This window comes from Neorhizobium sp. 2083, from assembly GCF_031455615.1.
Classification (GTDB): Bacteria; Pseudomonadota; Alphaproteobacteria; order Rhizobiales; family Rhizobiaceae; genus Neorhizobium.
On the sequence record NZ_JAVDTC010000001.1, the window covers coordinates 139,138 to 154,640 of the forward strand.

Here is a 15,503-nt window from a genome sequence, read left to right on the forward strand (position 1 = left end):
CCCTTGCATCCGCAATATGATCACAATCCTGAATTGCGTCAATTCCCCATTCTTTCCCGGGACCTCGAAATCCGGTAGGTCTCCTGAATGACCATTCTGCCCGATTTTCTCCGTATCGACCCGGAAACCCGCCACGTCTCGCTGGATGGCCGCAATCCGGCCTTCTACAGCGATCCGAACCGCGTCTATGCCCTCCTCCACCAGCATTGCCCGACCTTCTATTGGGAAGAACAGAAGCAGTGGTTCTTCACCGGCTACGACCATGTGAACGGGCTGTTGCGCGACCGGCGCTTCGGCCGGCAGATCCTGCATATCGCCAGCCGCGAGGACCTGGGCCTGCCGGCGCCGGCACCGCATCTTCAAAACTTCGATCTCGCCGAGCGATATTCGCTGCTGGAACTCGAGCCGCCGGAGCACACGCGGCTTCGCACGCTCGTCAACCGCGCCTTCGTCTCGCGCCATATCGAAAAGCTGAGGCCGGAGATCGCGCAGCTTGCGGAAAAGCTGATCGACGGGTTCGAAACCGAAGGCGAGACGGAACTGCTCGCCTCCTTCGCCGACATCATTCCGGTGACGATGATCGCCAGGATGATCGGCATTCCGGACGAGATGGGGCCGCAGCTTCTCGAATGGTCGCATGCCTATGTCGGCATGTACATGTTCAAGCGGACGGAGCAGGACGAACATGCCGCCGACCACGCGGCCAGGGAATTTTCCGAATACGTCAAAGGCTTGATCGCCGAGCGGCGCCGGAAGCCACGCGAAGATCTCCTGACCCACATGATCCATACCGAGCACAGGGGCCAGTATCTCAGCGACGACGAACTGGTTTCGACGACCATCGTGCTGCTCAATGCCGGCCACGAGGCGACCGTGCACCAGATCGGCAATTCGGTACGGGTTATCCTGGAGAGCGGGCTACCGGTCACGGAGCTTTTTCGCGACGAGGCGGCGACCGAACGGACGGTCGAGGAAACCCTGCGCATCTGCGCGCCGGTTCATATCTTCCAGCGCTGGGCGCTCGAGGACGTCGAGATCGACGGGCTCAATTTCAAGCGCGGCGACAAGGTGAGCCTCATCCTCGCGGCCGCCAATCTCGATCCGAAGCGATTTTCCGATCCGCTAGCGTTCAGGCCCGAACGGCAGGAAGCCGCCAACCTCTCCTTCGGCGCCGGCATCCATTTCTGTATCGGTGCGCCGCTCGCAAGGCTGGAACTCAATACCGTGCTGCCGATCCTTTTCCGGCGGCTGCCGGAGATACGGGTCGCCGCACCGCCGGTGGTGAAGGACGTCTACCATTTCCACGGGCTGGAGCGGCTGGATCTGGCCTGGTGACGATCGGCTCCCTGGCTGCGCGTCAACGCGGCAAAGGAAACGCCGATGACTTACGCGACTGCGGACGCGCCCGCAGTCGCATATCCCGCTTTTCGCCATCAAGCCGTGGCGCCAACTCCGTAGCGGGCCGCGGGCTTGCTGAGCGACAGGTAGGGGCGCAAGCCGAGCCGGGCGGACGCGTAGGTCTCATAAAGCTGCGTATCGGCAAGCGACGGCATGGTGACGAGTTCGCCGCGGTCGAGACCGGCGAGTGCCGCATCGACGAGATCGCTCGCTTCCATGACGCTGTTCGGGTCGAGATTGTCCATGGAGCCGCCGACGCGATCGAAGATCTCGGTGCGGGTAAAACCGGGCAGAACCGCCTGGATCCTGACGCCGGTGTCCTTCAACTCGGAATGAAGCGCCTCCGTCAGCGCCAGCACGAAAGCCTTGCTGGCCGCATAGGTCCCGCTGAAGAGGTCCGGAGCGAGGGCGACGGCAGAGGCCGTATTGACGATGGCGCCCTTGCCGCGGGCGGCGAAGACCTGGGCGGCGGCGACAGCGAGGCGGTTGGCCGCGGTGACGTTGAGGTCGACCATCTGGTCGAGATAATCGGGATCGGCCTTCAGCAACGAACCCTTCGGGCCGATGCCGGCGTTGTTGACGAAGAGCGTGATCGAACCGTCGTAGCGCAGGCGCCTGTCGACGGCCAGAACATCGGCCCGCTGGCTGAGGTCTGCGCGCAGTACATCCGCCTTGATGCCATGTTCGCTCGACAGCCGGGCGGCGAGCGCTTTCAGGCGATCCGCGTCACGGGCGACGAGAACCAGGTCGTAGCCGCGCTTTGCAAGCTTTTCCGCATAGGTCGCGCCGATACCCGACGATGCGCCGGTCACGAGTGCGGTTCCGAGTTTCGAATTATTGCTCATCGTCCATCTCCTTCGGTTTTGGCTGGATTCCCGCCGGCGGTCCGGCATCTGGAATTTACTGGTATATGCCACCATATATGAAAGGCACGATTTGAAGCTGCAAGGGCCGGCCGCAAATTTTTCATCGCAGTGGAAGAGCCGGACAAAAGTGGGCATTGTTCCGCGACAGGATCGGAACGAGACATGACGGACGACGACGACACGCTGAACAAGCAGGGGCTGAACGGCCAAGGGCAGAACCAAGACGGCATCTGGCTTCACTGCAGCAACAGCGCGGTGCGCCGCGCCTCGCGGCATCTCGGCCAGCTCTATGAGGATGCGATGGGCGATAGCAACCTCAAGGGAACGCAGTTCTCGCTGATATCGCAGATCGCCAGATCCAATGAGCCGACATTGAAAACCCTCGCCGATGCCATGGTGATGGACCTTTCCGCGCTCGGCCATACTTTGAAGCCGCTGATCCGGGACGAACTGGTGGAACTGGTACCCGACGCACAGGACCGCCGCGCCAAGCGCGTGCGCCTGACGGAAGCCGGCACGGCCATACAGCGCGACCTCACCGCCCGCTGGCAGGTGGCACAGGACCGTTTCGACAAGGCATTCGGGAAGGAAAGGTCGCAGGAACTGCGGCGCACGCTGGCATTCATCTCTTCGGATGAATTCGCCAGAGCATTCAACGGGAACGACTGAAATGGGCGTCGCTGGCGAGCGAAGGAGCAGTGCCGCCGCGGCAGGCCGCGACTACGTTCCTGCCCTCACCCCTCAAACCCTGATCACATAATCCTTGCGAGTCGTTTCAACGACTTCCCACGTTCCCTTGAAGCCGGGTCTGAGGACCATGCTGTCGCCGGCTTTCAGGTGGACCGGATCGCCGCCCTCTTCGGTGACGATCGAATGGCCGGAGAGGATGTGGAAATATTCCCATTCCTCATACGCGATCCGCCATTTGCCGGGCGTCGCTTCCCATATGCCGGCATAGAGCCCGCCCTCGGCTTCCTCGAAATTCCAGGTGCGGAACACGGGATTGCCGGAGAGCACCCGGTCCGGTGCCGGGGCGCCCTCCTCCGGCGTCGCGGAAGAGAGGTCGAATTTGGTCCAGGCGCTCATTGTTTGACGCTCTCTTTCATGATCGATCGGGAGGATCGACGGCTCCGGCGCCTGGCGCCGAAGCCGTCATTGCTTATCACATCTTCGACAAGGCCTGGTCGAGATCGGCGATGATATCGGCGACATCCTCTATGCCGATCGACAGCCGCACCACGTCCGGCCCGGCGCCGGCGGCGACCTGCTGTTCCTCGGTGAGCTGCCGGTGGGTCGTCGAGGCGGGATGGATGACGAGCGAGCGGGTATCGCCGATATTGGCGAGATGGGAGAAGAGCTGCAGGCTTTCGACCAGCGTCTTGCCCGCCTCGTAGCCGCCCACCACCCCGAAGGTGAAGACCGACCCGGCGCCCTTCGGCGAATACCGCTTCTGCAGGACGTGGTTGGGATCATCCTCCAGACCGGCATAGCTGACCCAGGCGACCTTCGGATGCGCCTTCAGCCATCCGGCGACGGTTGCCGCGTTGTCGCAGTGTTTCTGCATCCGGAGCGGCAGGGTTTCGATACCGGTCAGGATCATGAAGGCGTTGAAGGGCGAAATCGCAGCCCCCATGTCGCGCAAGCCCAATACCCGGCAGGCGATGGCAAAGCCGATATTGCCGAAGGCCTGATGCAGGACGACGCCGCCATATTCGCCACGCGGTTCCGACAGCATCGGATAACTGCCCGATTTCGACCAGTTGAAGGTGCCTCCGTCGACGATCACGCCGCCCATGGAATTGCCGTGCCCGCCCATGAACTTGGTCAGCGAATGGATGACGATGTCGGCGCCATGTTCGAGCGGCCGGACGAGATAGGGGCTCGCCATCGTGTTGTCGACGATCAGCGGAATGCCGTGCCGCTGCGCCACCTCGGCGATCGCCGCGATATCCACGAACGTGCCGGCGGGATTGGCAAGGCTCTCGATGAAGATGGCGCGGGTGCGCTCGTCTATGCCGGCCTCGAAGCTCGCCGGATCGTCCGTATCGGCCCAGCGCACCTGCCAGTCGAAATTTCTGAACGCGTTGCCGAACTGGTTGATCGATCCCCCATAGAGCTTTCGTGCCGCGATGAAATTGTCGCCCGGCTGCATGATCGTATGGAAGACAAGCATCTGCGCCGCGTGGCCGGAGGCGACGGCAAGCGCCGCGGTACCCCCTTCGAGGGCCGCCACCCGCTCCTCCAGCACCGCCTGGGTGGGATTCATGATGCGGGTATAGATATTGCCGAACTGCTGCAGCCCGAAAAGAGCCGCGGCATGGTCCGCGTCGTTGAAGACGAAGGATGTCGTCTGGTAGATCGGCGTCACCCGCGCCCCGGTGGTCGGATCCGGCTGCGCGCCCGCATGCACCGCCAGTGTCGAAAAGCCCGGATTGAGTGTCGGCATTTTAGTCCCTCCCCTTGAAATGGCGCCCGGTTGATAGCGCCCCAACAGACCCCGGCGATTGATCGCGATCAAGGAATATCGTTCTCCGGAACCTATTGTCCTGAGGAAATAGAGAGGAGTTTACGATGGACAACACGATCCCCAATCCGGAAAATCTCACCAACAGGCTGAAGCGCTGGTGTTCCGCCACCTGGACGGCGATCAACGAGGCGAAGCTTCTCGCCAGCCTCGACGACGAGACGGTCAAGCTTCTGGCGCAAGACAATGCCCTGTCGGAGCAGGAACTGCGCGAACTCATCGCCAAAGGCCCGCACGCCGCCGACGAGATGCTGGCGCTGATGAAGCTGCTGAACATCGACCCGGACGAAGCAAGGCTGGAGGAACCGGCGGAATTCCGCGACATGCACGTCACCTGCGTCCATTGCGGCGAGAAGACCCGCTGTCGGCGCGAACTTGCCGACGGCAGCGCCGCCGCCGACTTCGCGAGCTATTGCGGCAATGCCGAGCGGCTCGACGAGATGCGCAGCCGGCTGCAAACGCTCGCCAAATAACGAGCCGCCCGCCCGATCGGGACGCGCCGTCGGGGGTCAGGCGACCAGGCGGGGATATTCGATCGCCGGGCAGCGATCCATGACGACCTTGATGCCGGCGGCTTCGGCCTTTTCGGCGGCCTTGTCGTCGCGGACGCTGAGCTGGCCCCAGATCACCTTCGGCTTCGTTTCAAGCGCGATAGCCTCGTCGACGACGCCGTCCAGATATTCCGCGGCGCGAAAAACGTCGACCATGTCGACCGGCTGCGGCACGTCCGCCAGCGTCCTGTAGACCGTCTGGCCGAGGATCTGCTTGCCGGCCTGCCCGGGATTGACCGGAAACACCGTGTAGCCCCTGGAGATGAGGAACCCCATGACCCGGTTGCTCGGCCTGTCGGGATTCGGGGAAGCTCCGAGCAGCGCAATCGTCCTGGTATTCTTCAGGATATCGGCGATGTAGGCGTTTTCGTAACGGTCGTGGTTCATGACGGCTGCTCCGGTATTGGCGCGCCTCTGGCGGCGCGGTGCTTCTGCGCTATGTAAGTCCGCGTCTCGTCGAAAGGGATGAGGATCATGAAAAAATTTCTCTTCGGCCTTGCGATCATCGCTTCCGGCCCCCTCCTCTGGCCCGAGCCGGCGGCTGCGATATCGCGCTACAATTCCACCCGAATGTCCTGCGCCGCCGTGCAGCGGGCCATCGGCCGCGAGGGTGCGGTGATCCTGCGTTATCCCTCCCGCAACAAGCCGGGAATGACGCTTTACGACCGCTATGTCATCGGCAGCGGCTCTTGCGACGCACACGAGTTCGCCGACCGGGCAACTGTGCCGACGGCAGACACACCGAGCTGCCCGGTTCTCGCCTGCAAGAGACGGCCCGACCCGGAAGATTGTTTTCCTCTCCAGGCAGGCTGCCTGAGATTCTAGCCCATTTCTGATCAAAAAAAGCCGCGGCACGCCTCGCCGCCGAAGTTCCCAAAACGTTCGCCAAATATTCGATCTTCGTACACGTACATATTAGCACCATCTTATGGTTGAATTAGAAAATGCTACTAGATTTGAGTAGGCAAACTTGTTTCACTGAACATTTGTCAGGTTTCGCCGTCCCCAACGTTTCTTGCGGAAACCTGAGCAGATAACAGCTATCCTGACTGCCGGAATCCACATAAAATCGTCCAAAAACGAGAAACTCCGTCAGCTGGCCCCAAATCGCCTTCGTCCGATTTACACAACTCAGGATATAGATCGAACGAGCGATAGGCACGATGGGTGGCGCAGTTGGCAACCTTAAGGTCGGCCGGTTTTTTCAAAGCATCCGGCAGTCTTTGCGATCGTGGATCGACCGTCCGGCAGAATCGGGCTCGCCGGCATCGCATGGGTTTTCTTTCCCATCGGCAGGCGATTGACGCCTTTGCCGTGCACCGCGACCGAAGGGCTTGGCTTGACGGTTGCGGCGGGAGGAGGCGGTGATTTCGATGAGTCACCGGCTATTTCACGCAGAAAAATGTGGTATTATAAAACCACATATGCAAGCCATTGATTTTACTATATATATTTTTCAACCTCGCAAAACCGTCACCTTGACGCTTCTGGCCCCTCTCGATATAAGCCGCCGCAGATCGCGGACCTTTTGGCCCGCTTTCTTTTTTTGCCGATCTTCGTGAGCGGCAATCCAAGCAACAAGAAACGCCCTGCAGCCGAAGTTTTCGGGTGTTACGGGTCCCAGAAGAAAGAGTTCAGAACATGTCAACCTTCGTTCAGAAGCCTGCCGAGGTGGAGAAGAAGTGGGTGATCATCGATGCCGAAGGCCTCGTTGTCGGTCGCCTCGCCACCATCGTCGCCAACCGTCTCCGCGGCAAGCACAAGGCCACCTTCACCCCGCACGTTGATGATGGCGACAATGTCATCATCATCAACGCGGAAAAGTGCGTCCTCACCGGCAAGAAGTATTCCGACAAGACCTATTACTGGCACACCGGTTATCCGGGTGGCATCAAGGAGCGTACCGCGCGCCAGATCATCGAAGGCCGTTTTCCGGAGCGCGTCATCGAGAAGGCTGTCGAGCGCATGGTTCCCCGTGGTCCCCTCGGCCGTCGCCAGATGAAGAACCTGCGCGTTTATGCCGGTTCCAACCATCCCCATGAAGCACAGCAGCCCGTCGCTCTCGACGTCGCATCGCTCAACAAGAAGAACGTAAGGAGCGCCTGATAATGGCCGATCTTTCCTCCCTGAAGGACCTCGCGCCGGCTTCCGAAGCTGCCGCTCCGGTTCACGTCCGCAAGGTCGACAGCCTCGGCCGCTCCTACGCGACCGGCAAGCGCAAGAACGCTGTCGCCCGCGTCTGGGTCAAGGCCGGCACCGGCAAGATCACGGTCAACGGCCGTGACTTCTCCGCTTACTTCGCCCGCCCGGTCCTGCAGATGATCCTGCAGCAGCCGGTCATCGCCGCTGCCCGCACCGGCCAGTTCGACATCGTCGCGACCGTCACCGGTGGCGGTCTCTCCGGTCAGGCCGGCGCCGTTCGTCACGGCGTTTCCAAGGCCCTCACCTATTTCGAGCCGGGCCTTCGCGGCGTGCTCAAGAAGGGTGGCTTCCTGACCCGCGACAGCCGCGTCGTCGAGCGTAAGAAGTACGGTAAGGCCAAGGCCCGCCGCTCCTTCCAGTTCTCCAAGCGTTAACCGCTCCGGATTTGGACTTTACGAAAGGCGGGGCTTCGGCTCCGCCTTTTTCGTTTGTGGGCATTGCCCGCTTTCGACTCAGATCGGCAGTTCTGTCGTCGATTTCAGTTCGCGCAGCACGAAGCTGGAGACGACATTGCGCACATGCGGGTTGCGCATCAGGTGGCGGGTCATGAAAGCCTCATAGGCTTCGACATCGCGCGCCCGGATCTTCAGCATGTAATCGAAGGTTCCCGACAGCGCATAACATTCCATGATTTCCGGCCGGTCGCGCACGACCGTGGCAAAGGCTTCGATCGCCTCCTCGTGATGGTCCTCGAGCGTCACATGCGCGACGATGCAGAGTTTCAGGTCGAGCTTTGCCGGATCGAGAAGTGCCACCCGCTTGCGGATGACGCCTTCGGCCTCCAGTTCCTGGATCTTGCGCCAGGCGGTGCTCTGCGACATGCCGGCTTTCTCGGCCAGTTCGGCGAGCGATGAACCGTCGCCGGTCTGCACGAGCTGCAGAAGCTTGCGAGCGGCCTGCAGATTTTCTTTCATGATGAAGCCTCCTCCCGAATTATCCTCCCAATATTTACGCTCACTTCGGCAAAACTGAAAGGATTGCCCGCGTTTTCCGAGATATGATGGTGAACTGGCAGCCGGTGGCTGAAGCCCCCGGCTCACTCGATCACGAAACGGGAGGCCGCTGATGAGCAAGCAAAGCACCTATACGGCAAACCTGCCGGATGCGGATGGCATCTATCGCTATACGAGCGAAGAGGACCGGATCTGGAGCGAGCTCTACCAGCGCCAGATGACGCTTTTGGCCGACAAGGCCTGCCGGGAATATCTGGACGGCATCAAGGCGCTCGGGCTGAAGCCGGACAAGGTCCCCCAGCTTGGCGATGTCGACCGGCGCCTCAACGAGACCACCGGCTTCGGCGTGGAAGGCGTCCCGGCCCTCATTCCGCCATCGCGCTTTTACGAGCTGCTTTCGCAAGGCAAGTTTCCGCTGGCGACGTTCATCCGCCGCCGCGAGCATATCGACTATATCGAGGAGCCGGACATTTTTCACGAAGTGTTCGGCCACTGCCCTCTCCTGACCAACCAGAGCTACGCCAATTTCGTGCGCCGCTTCGGCGAGAAAGCCGTCGGGCTCGGGAAGGAATATTCCTGGCACCTGTTCCGGATCTTCTGGTTCACCGTCGAATTCGGCCTGATCGAGACGCCGCAGGGGCGACGCTGCTTCGGCGCCGGCATCGTCTCATCGCCCAACGAGACCCGGGCGGCGATGGAAGGCACGCAAGCCGAATTCCGGCCCTTCGACCTGATGACGGTGCTTCGAACCCCCTACCGCATCGATATCGTCCAGCCGATCTATTATGTCATCGACAGTTTTGCGCAGCTGGAATCGATCATCGAGGAGGATATCGGCGCCCGCATCAGGGAGGCAAAGGCGCTCGGGGATTTTCCGCCGGTATTCGAAGCCAAGGCTTCCTGAACGCGCGGAATTCTCTCCCGTCCGGGCTTGCCTTGCCTGGCCTTATTGTCCAACGTCCCGCCACTCAAGGATGGAGGGACGCCATGGCAAACAAGACCATCGACCATGCCTTCACGGCAGGGAACCTGACCTCGGCCGCATCGGATCCGACCTTTGCGGGCGCGCTGTCGTTCATGCGCCGCCGCTTCACCAAGGATCTGGCGGGTACCGATACGGTTGTCTGGGGCATTCCCTTCGATGCCGCGACCTCCAACCGGCCGGGCGCGCGGTTCGGGCCGCAGGCGATCCGGCGGGCCTCGGCGATCTTCGACAACGATCCGCAATACCCGTTTGAGCGCGATCTCTTCGCCGAAATGGCCGTCATCGATTACGGCGACTGCCTCATCGACTACGGCAACCACCAGAAGACGCCTGATGCGATCGAGGCCCAGGCGAATGTCATTCTCGACAGCGGCGCCTTCCTGCTGACGCTCGGCGGCGACCACTATGTCACCTGGCCGCTCCTCAAAGCCCATGCGGCCAAGCACGGGCCGATGGCGCTCGTCCAGTTCGACGCCCATCAGGACACCTGGCTGGACGACGAGGGACGCATCGATCACGGTTCCTTCGTGGCACGGGCGGTGCGCGCCGGCATCATCGATCCCGCCCGGTCGACCCAGGTCGGCATCCGCACCCATGCGCCGGAAGATTTCGGTATCCGCCTTCTCTATGGCCATGAGATCGAGGAGATGAGTGCGGCCGAAATCGCAAAGACGATCCTCGATCACGTCGGCGAAACGCCGACCTACCTCACCTTCGATATCGACTGCCTCGATCCGGCCTTCGCGCCGGGCACCGGCACGCCGGTCGCCGGCGGGCCTTCGAGCGCGAAGATCCTGTCGGCCTTACGAAAGCTCGGGGCCCTCGATATCCGCGGCGCCGACGTGGTCGAAGTGGCGCCGGCCTACGACCATGCGGATATTACCGCCATTGCGGGGGCGACGGTTGCGATGTATATGCTCGGGCTCCGCGCGGAGCGACGCGCGGCTGCGTTAAATTTCTGAATCAACTTGCTGGTAAACTGAATCCGGCTCTCAATCCAAGGCACTGATCTAACAGGATAATGACCATGACAGCGAAAATCTTCATCGACGGCGAACACGGCACTACGGGACTGCAGATCCGCACCCGCATGGCCGGCCGCCGCGACGTCGACCTGCTGTCGATCCCGGAAGCGGAGCGGCGCAACGCCGCCATGCGCGAGGATCTCCTGAACAGTGCCGATATCGCCATCCTCTGCCTGCCCGACGATGCGTCGCGGGAAGCCGTCACCATGCTTGCCGGCAATAACAAGGTGCGAGTGATCGACACCTCGACCGCGTTCCGCGTCGATCCGTCCTGGGCCTATGGCTTTGCGGAAATGGACAAGGCCCAGGCCGACAAGATCAAGGCCTCCCGGCACGTCGCCAATCCGGGCTGCTACCCGACCGGCGCGATCGGCATCATCCGGCCGCTGCGCGCCGCCGGCATCCTGCCCGACGGTTATCCGGTCACGGTCAACGCCGTCTCCGGTTATACCGGCGGCGGCAAGCAGATGATCGGCCAGATGGAAGATCCGTCCAGGGAAGACGCGATCTCGGCCAACAATTTCCTCTACGGCCTGCCGCTCAAGCACAAGCACGTGCCGGAGATGAAGATCCACGGCCAGCTCGACCGCGCGCCGCTCTTCTCGCCGTCGGTCGGGCGCTTCCCCCAGGGCATGATCGTGCAGGTGCCGCTCTTCCTCGAAGATCTGAAGGGCGATGCGACGATCGAAGGCATCCACAAGGTGCTGGTCGAGCATTATTCCGGGCAGGACATCGTTACCGTCGTGCCGCTCGAAGAGAGCAAGGCGCTGCCGCGCGTCGATGCGGAAGAGCTGGTCGATACGGACAGGATGAAGCTCTTCGTGTTCGGCACACCGGGCGGCGCACATGTCAATCTCGTCGCCCTGCTCGACAATCTCGGCAAGGGCGCCTCGGGTGCCGCCGTCCAGAACATGGACCTGATGCTTTCGGCCTGATGGCGGAGAGCATTTCCCTTCCAGTTTCCCTGCCCGGCGAATGGCGGATCGAAACCGCCAGGCAGATCGCCGATACGGTCGTCGGCACCGTCCTTGAAGTGACGCGTGCCGGCGGCGAAACCGATATCGTCAAGGTTCTGAAACCCAAGGCTTTGGAAGACAGTTTTCGTGGCGCCGATTTCCTCGCCTGGCGCGACGGCGCCGGCTGCGTGCGGCTGATCGCGCGTTCAGGCAATCTGCTCTTGATGGAGCATGCGGGCAAGGTGACGCTCCGGGATCACCTTGTTTCCCATGGAGACCAAGAAGCGACCAGGATCGCGGCCGAGGTGCTGACGGAGTATCATCGCCCTTCGGACGCACCGGCGCCCACAAGCCTGATGCCGCTTTCCCGCTATTTCAAAAGCCTGTTCGAGAAGGCCGACGCGGATCGCCGAGACAACGTCGTCAGCCCGTTCATCGAGGCGGCAGCGCTGGCGGAAACGCTGATCGCCGACCAGCGGGAGATCAAGCCGCTGCATGGCGACCTGCACCACGAAAACATCATGTTCGGCCCGCGCGGCTGGCTGATCATCGACCCGGCCGGCCTGATCGGCGATGCGGCGCTCGACGTCGCCAACATGTTTTCCAATCCGCTCGACCGCTTCGACCTGACGCGCAACGAGGCGCGCATCGCGTCGATGGCCGGCGTGTTCGCCGAAACGCTGGGGCGGGACGTCCGCACCATCCTGCGTTATGCGTTCGCCTATGGCTGCCTGTCGGCCGCATGGCATGACGAAGACGGCAATGCGAAGGATCGCGACGACGAGCTTGCGGTCGTCGCCGCGGTCCGCGATGTGCTGAGACAGGCTTAGGCGAACGTCCGCTTCAAACCCAGATGGATGGCGAGCTTCTCGCCCGGTCCATGCACGGCGGCAAACAGCAGGCCGGCGAGGAAGGTGAAGTGATCGACGAAGAAGCCGAACTCCGCCTGATTGGCTTGCCAATGGCTCGGGCCGTGGAAGGCGAAAGCCAGGAAGATGACATAGGCGCCGGCGAGCAAAGCGGCCTCCGAGAAGAACGCGCCGGTCAGGAATGCGAGGGCCAGTCCCACCTCGAAGATCGCCGCGACCCAGGCGAGGAACAGCGGAAACGGAAATCCGGCGCCTGAAATGAATGCTGCCGTCGCCGGCATGTCGAGAAACTTGAACGTCGTCGCCATCACGAACAGGCCGCCGAAGATCAGCCTTGCGACGAGAATTGCGAGCTCCGCGTGACGATCGCAGTCTCCGGCGGATATTCGCCGACGAAGCCGCGCCAGTGGGCGACGGCGAAACCGAGCACGATCAGCGCGACGGCCTGATGCGTCAGCGCCAGATCGAGCGGCACCTGCATGACGAGCGTCGAGATGCCGACGATCGCCTGAACCGTCACCAGCCCGAACAGCAGGACGGAGCGGCGGGCATGGGTGGAGCCCGGCGCCAGCCGAAGCGAGACGATCATGTGCGCGAGGGTGGCGGCCCACAGAACATAGGCGCCGCAGCGATGCACGAACTGCACCGTCTTCGGGTTCTCGAACAGGTTGATCCACCAGGGCTGCCGGACGAAGAGATCGGCCGGAACAAGGGCGCCATCCATCAGCGGCCAGGTGTTGTAGGAGAGGCCGGCATCGAGCCCCGCCACCAGCGCGCCGAGATAGATCTGGAAGAGGACGAGGAAGGCAATGCCGCCGGCCGCCCATTTGGATCTTGCCGTCGGCGGAAGATCGCGGCTGTGCGGCGAAAGCCCCCGCATGATCCAGATGCAGGCGGCAAAGATCAGACAGGCGATGACCAGATGGGTGGCAAGCCGGTATTGCGAGACGCTGACCAGCTTGGTGAGGCCGGACGACACCATCCACCAGCCGATGAAGCCCTGGAAACCGCCGAGCGCCAGCAGGCCGACCAGCGGGCCGCGCAGGCGCTTTTCGATGCGGCCGGTGAGCCAGAAGAAGATCAGCGGCAGGGCGAAGACCATGCCGATCGAGCGAGCGAGGAAACGGTGCGCCCATTCCCACCAGAAGATCGACTTGAACTCGTCGACCGTCATGTCCTTGTTGATCTGCTGATATTGGGGAATGCGCTGGTAGAGGCGGAACTCCTCGTCCCACTCCACGGCCGACAGCGGCGGAATGACACCGTGGATCGGCTTCCATTCGGTGATCGACAGGCCGGAATCGGTAAGACGCGTCGCGCCGCCGACCAGGACCAGACAGAACAGCGTGAAGACGACGACGCCGAGCCAGATGCGCACCGCCTTGCGGTCGCGCTCGCGGCGCCTGGTGTGGTTCAGGACATCGATGATCACAGCATCGGTTGCCGACATGGGTATGCTCCTGTCGTTCAAGCCAAAAGGACGCGGCACGTGGCAGGCATCGTTCAGCATTTCGCGTTGCTTTGCCCCATCAACCCATGCAAAACAAGCCCCGGCGCTTTGCGGCATGCGGTCGCGGATAGGAGAAGACGTCTTGGTTCCGCGTTTGAGAAGTTTCATCGGCACGATCCTGATCATCATTCTGGTGATCGTCTACGCGCTTGCCGCCACGACCTTCGCGATGCTGCTGCTCGCCACCTCGCCCTGGTGGGTGCATTTCCTCTATTTCCTGATCAGCGGCCTCCTCTGGATCCTGCCGGCCATGGCGATCATCAAATGGATGGCCGGACCCAAGCCCAAACCGTGACCGGTTTTACCGGCAATTAACCAGCGGCGACGGTTTCTCAGGGCTCAAACCCGACGGTAAACCGATTTTTGGTGCCCTCCCCCTATGTTGCCGGCCAAACGGCATCAGCGGGCAAAGCCATGCAGCAGCGGAAAATCCAGCAGGAAGAGCAGTTCGAGGACGTGGTCGTCACCCGAGCCGATGATCGGACGATCCGGTTCTGCGAACTCACTCTCGTTTCGACCAACGACCTGCGCTCCGTGGAAGCCGAATGGCGGCGCCTCGAAAGCCTGGCCAAGAACTCCCTGCATCAGGGTTTCGACTGGTGCGGGGCCTGGACTGAGGCGCATCACAGCGAACTGGCGATCGTTCAAGGCGTCGCCGGCGACCGGACACTTTTCATCCTGCCGCTGGAAATCGTGTCGGAACGCCGCGCCCGGATCGCCCGCCTGCTCGGCAACCGGTTCAACAACCTCAATACCGGCCTCTTCGATGCCGATCTCGCCGCACCCGATGCCGAAGAACTGCAGAATTTTTCTTATGCCTTGAGGCTCGCGCTTTCGGATACGGCGGACCTGGTCGTCCTCGACAATATCCCGCTCATCTGGCGCGGCATGCAGCATCCGCTGTCGGGCCTTGCCTCGATCGAGAACCAGAACCACTCCTTCCAGCTGCCGCTCTTCCAGAATTTCGAGGCGACGCTCGCGCAGCTGAACGCCAAGAGCCGCCGCAAGAAGTTCCGTTCCCAGAGCCGCAAGATCGAGGCGATCGGCGGCTACGATCATATCGCCCCCGCCGATCCGGCCGAAAAACACGCCCTGCTCGATATCTTCTTCCGCCAGAAAGGCGAGCGGCTGAGGCTGTTCGGCCTGCCGGATGTCTTCCAATTGCCAGGCATCCAGGATTTCTTCCACCACCTCATGGACGTCCCGGCCAAAGGAACCGATACGCCGCTGACGCTGCATGCGATCCGCCTGCGCGGCGAGCACGATGGGCATATCGCGGCGATTGCCGGCCTGTCGCGCAAGGGCGATCATGTCATCTGCCAGTTCAGCTCGATCGACGAGACGATCTGCCCGGAGGCGAGCCCCGGCGAATTGCTGTTCTGGCTGATGATCGAGCAGTCCTGCCGGGAGGGCGCCTCGGTGTTCGATTTCGGCGTCGGCGACCAGCCCTACAAGCGCAACTGGTGCACCCAGGAAACGGTGCAGCACGATATGCTGATCCCGCTGACCTGGAAGGGTTCGCTGATGCGGCCGCTGCTGATCGGGGTGACCAGGGCGAAGGCGGCGATCAAGCGCAATCCGCATCTCTATGCAATGGCGCAGCGCTGGCGGTCCGGCCGCTGCCCGAAAGCGCCGGAAGCTCCCGCCTCCGACGCGGAGTGATC

19 protein-coding genes are annotated in these 15,503 nt (G+C 62.1%); 12 read left to right on the forward strand and 7 right to left on the reverse strand.

Features of this window, described 5'->3' with window-relative positions:
• The first annotated feature begins 87 nt into the window (after nt 1-87).
• On the forward strand, nt 88-1,335 hold the full coding sequence (locus J2X76_RS00630; protein WP_310211985.1) for a cytochrome P450: 1,248 nt from the start codon (nt 88-90) through the stop codon (nt 1,333-1,335).
• A gap of 98 nt (nt 1,336-1,433) precedes the next feature.
• On the opposite strand, the gene J2X76_RS00635 is transcribed toward J2X76_RS00630, so the two are convergent.
• The gene (locus tag J2X76_RS00635; protein ID WP_310211988.1) at nt 1,434-2,243 is read right to left on the reverse strand and encodes an SDR family oxidoreductase; all 810 of its coding nucleotides are present in this window, start codon (nt 2,241-2,243) and stop codon (nt 1,434-1,436) included.
• Nucleotides 2,244-2,426: 183 nt separating this feature from the next.
• On the opposite strand from J2X76_RS00635, the gene J2X76_RS00640 reads away from it, so the two are divergent.
• Entirely contained in the window at nt 2,427-2,933 is a 507-nt protein-coding gene (locus J2X76_RS00640; RefSeq protein ID WP_310211991.1) for a MarR family winged helix-turn-helix transcriptional regulator, read from the forward strand.
• A gap of 72 nt (nt 2,934-3,005) precedes the next feature.
• Here J2X76_RS00640 and J2X76_RS00645 read toward each other — a convergent pair whose 3' ends face one another.
• Both J2X76_RS00645 and J2X76_RS00650 read right to left on the reverse strand, forming a co-directional pair.
• Entirely contained in the window at nt 3,006-3,350 is a 345-nt protein-coding gene (locus J2X76_RS00645) for a cupin domain-containing protein (RefSeq protein WP_310211993.1), read from the reverse strand.
• 76 nt (nt 3,351-3,426) lie between these two features.
• Entirely contained in the window at nt 3,427-4,710 is a 1,284-nt protein-coding gene (locus J2X76_RS00650; RefSeq protein WP_310211995.1) for an O-acetylhomoserine aminocarboxypropyltransferase, read from the reverse strand.
• 125 nt (nt 4,711-4,835) lie between these two features.
• Here J2X76_RS00650 and J2X76_RS00655 point away from each other — a divergent pair, with 125 nt between their 5' ends.
• Nucleotides 4,836-5,261, forward strand: a complete 426-nt coding sequence (locus J2X76_RS00655) for a DUF6455 family protein (protein WP_113284431.1) — start codon at nt 4,836-4,838, stop codon at nt 5,259-5,261.
• A 36-nt stretch (nt 5,262-5,297) separates the two neighbouring features.
• Here J2X76_RS00655 and J2X76_RS00660 read toward each other — a convergent pair whose 3' ends face one another.
• A complete protein-coding gene (locus J2X76_RS00660; RefSeq protein ID WP_113130308.1) occupies nt 5,298-5,726 on the reverse strand; it encodes a CoA-binding protein in 429 nt (142 codons plus the stop codon).
• 87 nt (nt 5,727-5,813) lie between these two features.
• Between J2X76_RS00660 and J2X76_RS00665 the strand changes: the two genes are divergently transcribed.
• From J2X76_RS00665 to rpsI, 3 genes are all read left to right on the forward strand, one after another.
• Nucleotides 5,814-6,164: a hypothetical protein gene (locus tag J2X76_RS00665; protein ID WP_310212002.1), complete on the forward strand. Its 351-nt coding sequence runs from the start codon at nt 5,814-5,816 to the stop codon at nt 6,162-6,164.
• Between the two features lie 816 nt (nt 6,165-6,980).
• A complete protein-coding gene (gene rplM / locus J2X76_RS00670; protein ID WP_113130310.1) occupies nt 6,981-7,445 on the forward strand; it encodes a 50S ribosomal protein L13 in 465 nt (154 codons plus the stop codon).
• A gap of 2 nt (nt 7,446-7,447) precedes the next feature.
• A complete protein-coding gene (gene rpsI / locus J2X76_RS00675; RefSeq protein WP_113130311.1) occupies nt 7,448-7,915 on the forward strand; it encodes a 30S ribosomal protein S9 in 468 nt (155 codons plus the stop codon).
• Nucleotides 7,916-7,993: 78 nt separating this feature from the next.
• Here rpsI and J2X76_RS00680 read toward each other — a convergent pair whose 3' ends face one another.
• A complete protein-coding gene (locus tag J2X76_RS00680; RefSeq protein ID WP_038541909.1) occupies nt 7,994-8,455 on the reverse strand; it encodes an Lrp/AsnC family transcriptional regulator in 462 nt (153 codons plus the stop codon).
• A gap of 151 nt (nt 8,456-8,606) precedes the next feature.
• Here J2X76_RS00680 and J2X76_RS00685 point away from each other — a divergent pair, with 151 nt between their 5' ends.
• From J2X76_RS00685 to J2X76_RS00700, 4 genes are all read left to right on the forward strand, one after another.
• Nucleotides 8,607-9,398, forward strand: a complete 792-nt coding sequence (locus tag J2X76_RS00685; protein ID WP_310212009.1) for a phenylalanine 4-monooxygenase — start codon at nt 8,607-8,609, stop codon at nt 9,396-9,398.
• An 83-nt stretch (nt 9,399-9,481) separates the two neighbouring features.
• Nucleotides 9,482-10,441: an agmatinase gene (gene speB, locus J2X76_RS00690; protein WP_310212012.1), complete on the forward strand. Its 960-nt coding sequence runs from the start codon at nt 9,482-9,484 to the stop codon at nt 10,439-10,441.
• Nucleotides 10,442-10,506: 65 nt separating this feature from the next.
• The gene (argC, locus tag J2X76_RS00695) at nt 10,507-11,439 is read left to right on the forward strand and encodes an N-acetyl-gamma-glutamyl-phosphate reductase (RefSeq protein WP_113130314.1); all 933 of its coding nucleotides are present in this window, start codon (nt 10,507-10,509) and stop codon (nt 11,437-11,439) included.
• On the forward strand, nt 11,439-12,290 hold the full coding sequence (locus J2X76_RS00700) for an aminoglycoside phosphotransferase family protein (protein ID WP_310212017.1): 852 nt from the start codon (nt 11,439-11,441) through the stop codon (nt 12,288-12,290). Before argC ends, J2X76_RS00700 begins: the two co-directional genes overlap by 1 nt.
• On the opposite strand, the gene J2X76_RS00705 is transcribed toward J2X76_RS00700, so the two are convergent.
• Nucleotides 12,287-12,637 (reverse strand): DoxX family protein, encoded by a 351-nt coding sequence (locus J2X76_RS00705; protein ID WP_310212020.1) that lies wholly within the window; start codon nt 12,635-12,637, stop codon nt 12,287-12,289. The genes J2X76_RS00700 and J2X76_RS00705 overlap by 4 nt on opposite strands.
• 20 nt (nt 12,638-12,657) lie before the next feature.
• Complete coding sequence (locus J2X76_RS00710; RefSeq protein ID WP_310212023.1) at nt 12,658-13,779, reverse strand: COX15/CtaA family protein; 1,122 nt, start codon at nt 13,777-13,779, stop codon at nt 12,658-12,660.
• A gap of 142 nt (nt 13,780-13,921) precedes the next feature.
• Here J2X76_RS00710 and J2X76_RS00715 point away from each other — a divergent pair, with 142 nt between their 5' ends.
• Together J2X76_RS00715 and J2X76_RS00720 are read left to right on the forward strand one after the other, a co-directional pair.
• The gene (locus J2X76_RS00715; RefSeq protein ID WP_113130318.1) at nt 13,922-14,134 is read left to right on the forward strand and encodes a DUF2842 domain-containing protein; all 213 of its coding nucleotides are present in this window, start codon (nt 13,922-13,924) and stop codon (nt 14,132-14,134) included.
• 119 nt (nt 14,135-14,253) lie between these two features.
• Nucleotides 14,254-15,501, forward strand: coding sequence for a GNAT family N-acetyltransferase (locus J2X76_RS00720; RefSeq protein WP_310212029.1), 1,248 nt, complete (start codon nt 14,254-14,256; stop codon nt 15,499-15,501).
• Nucleotides 15,502-15,503 lie beyond the last annotated feature (2 nt).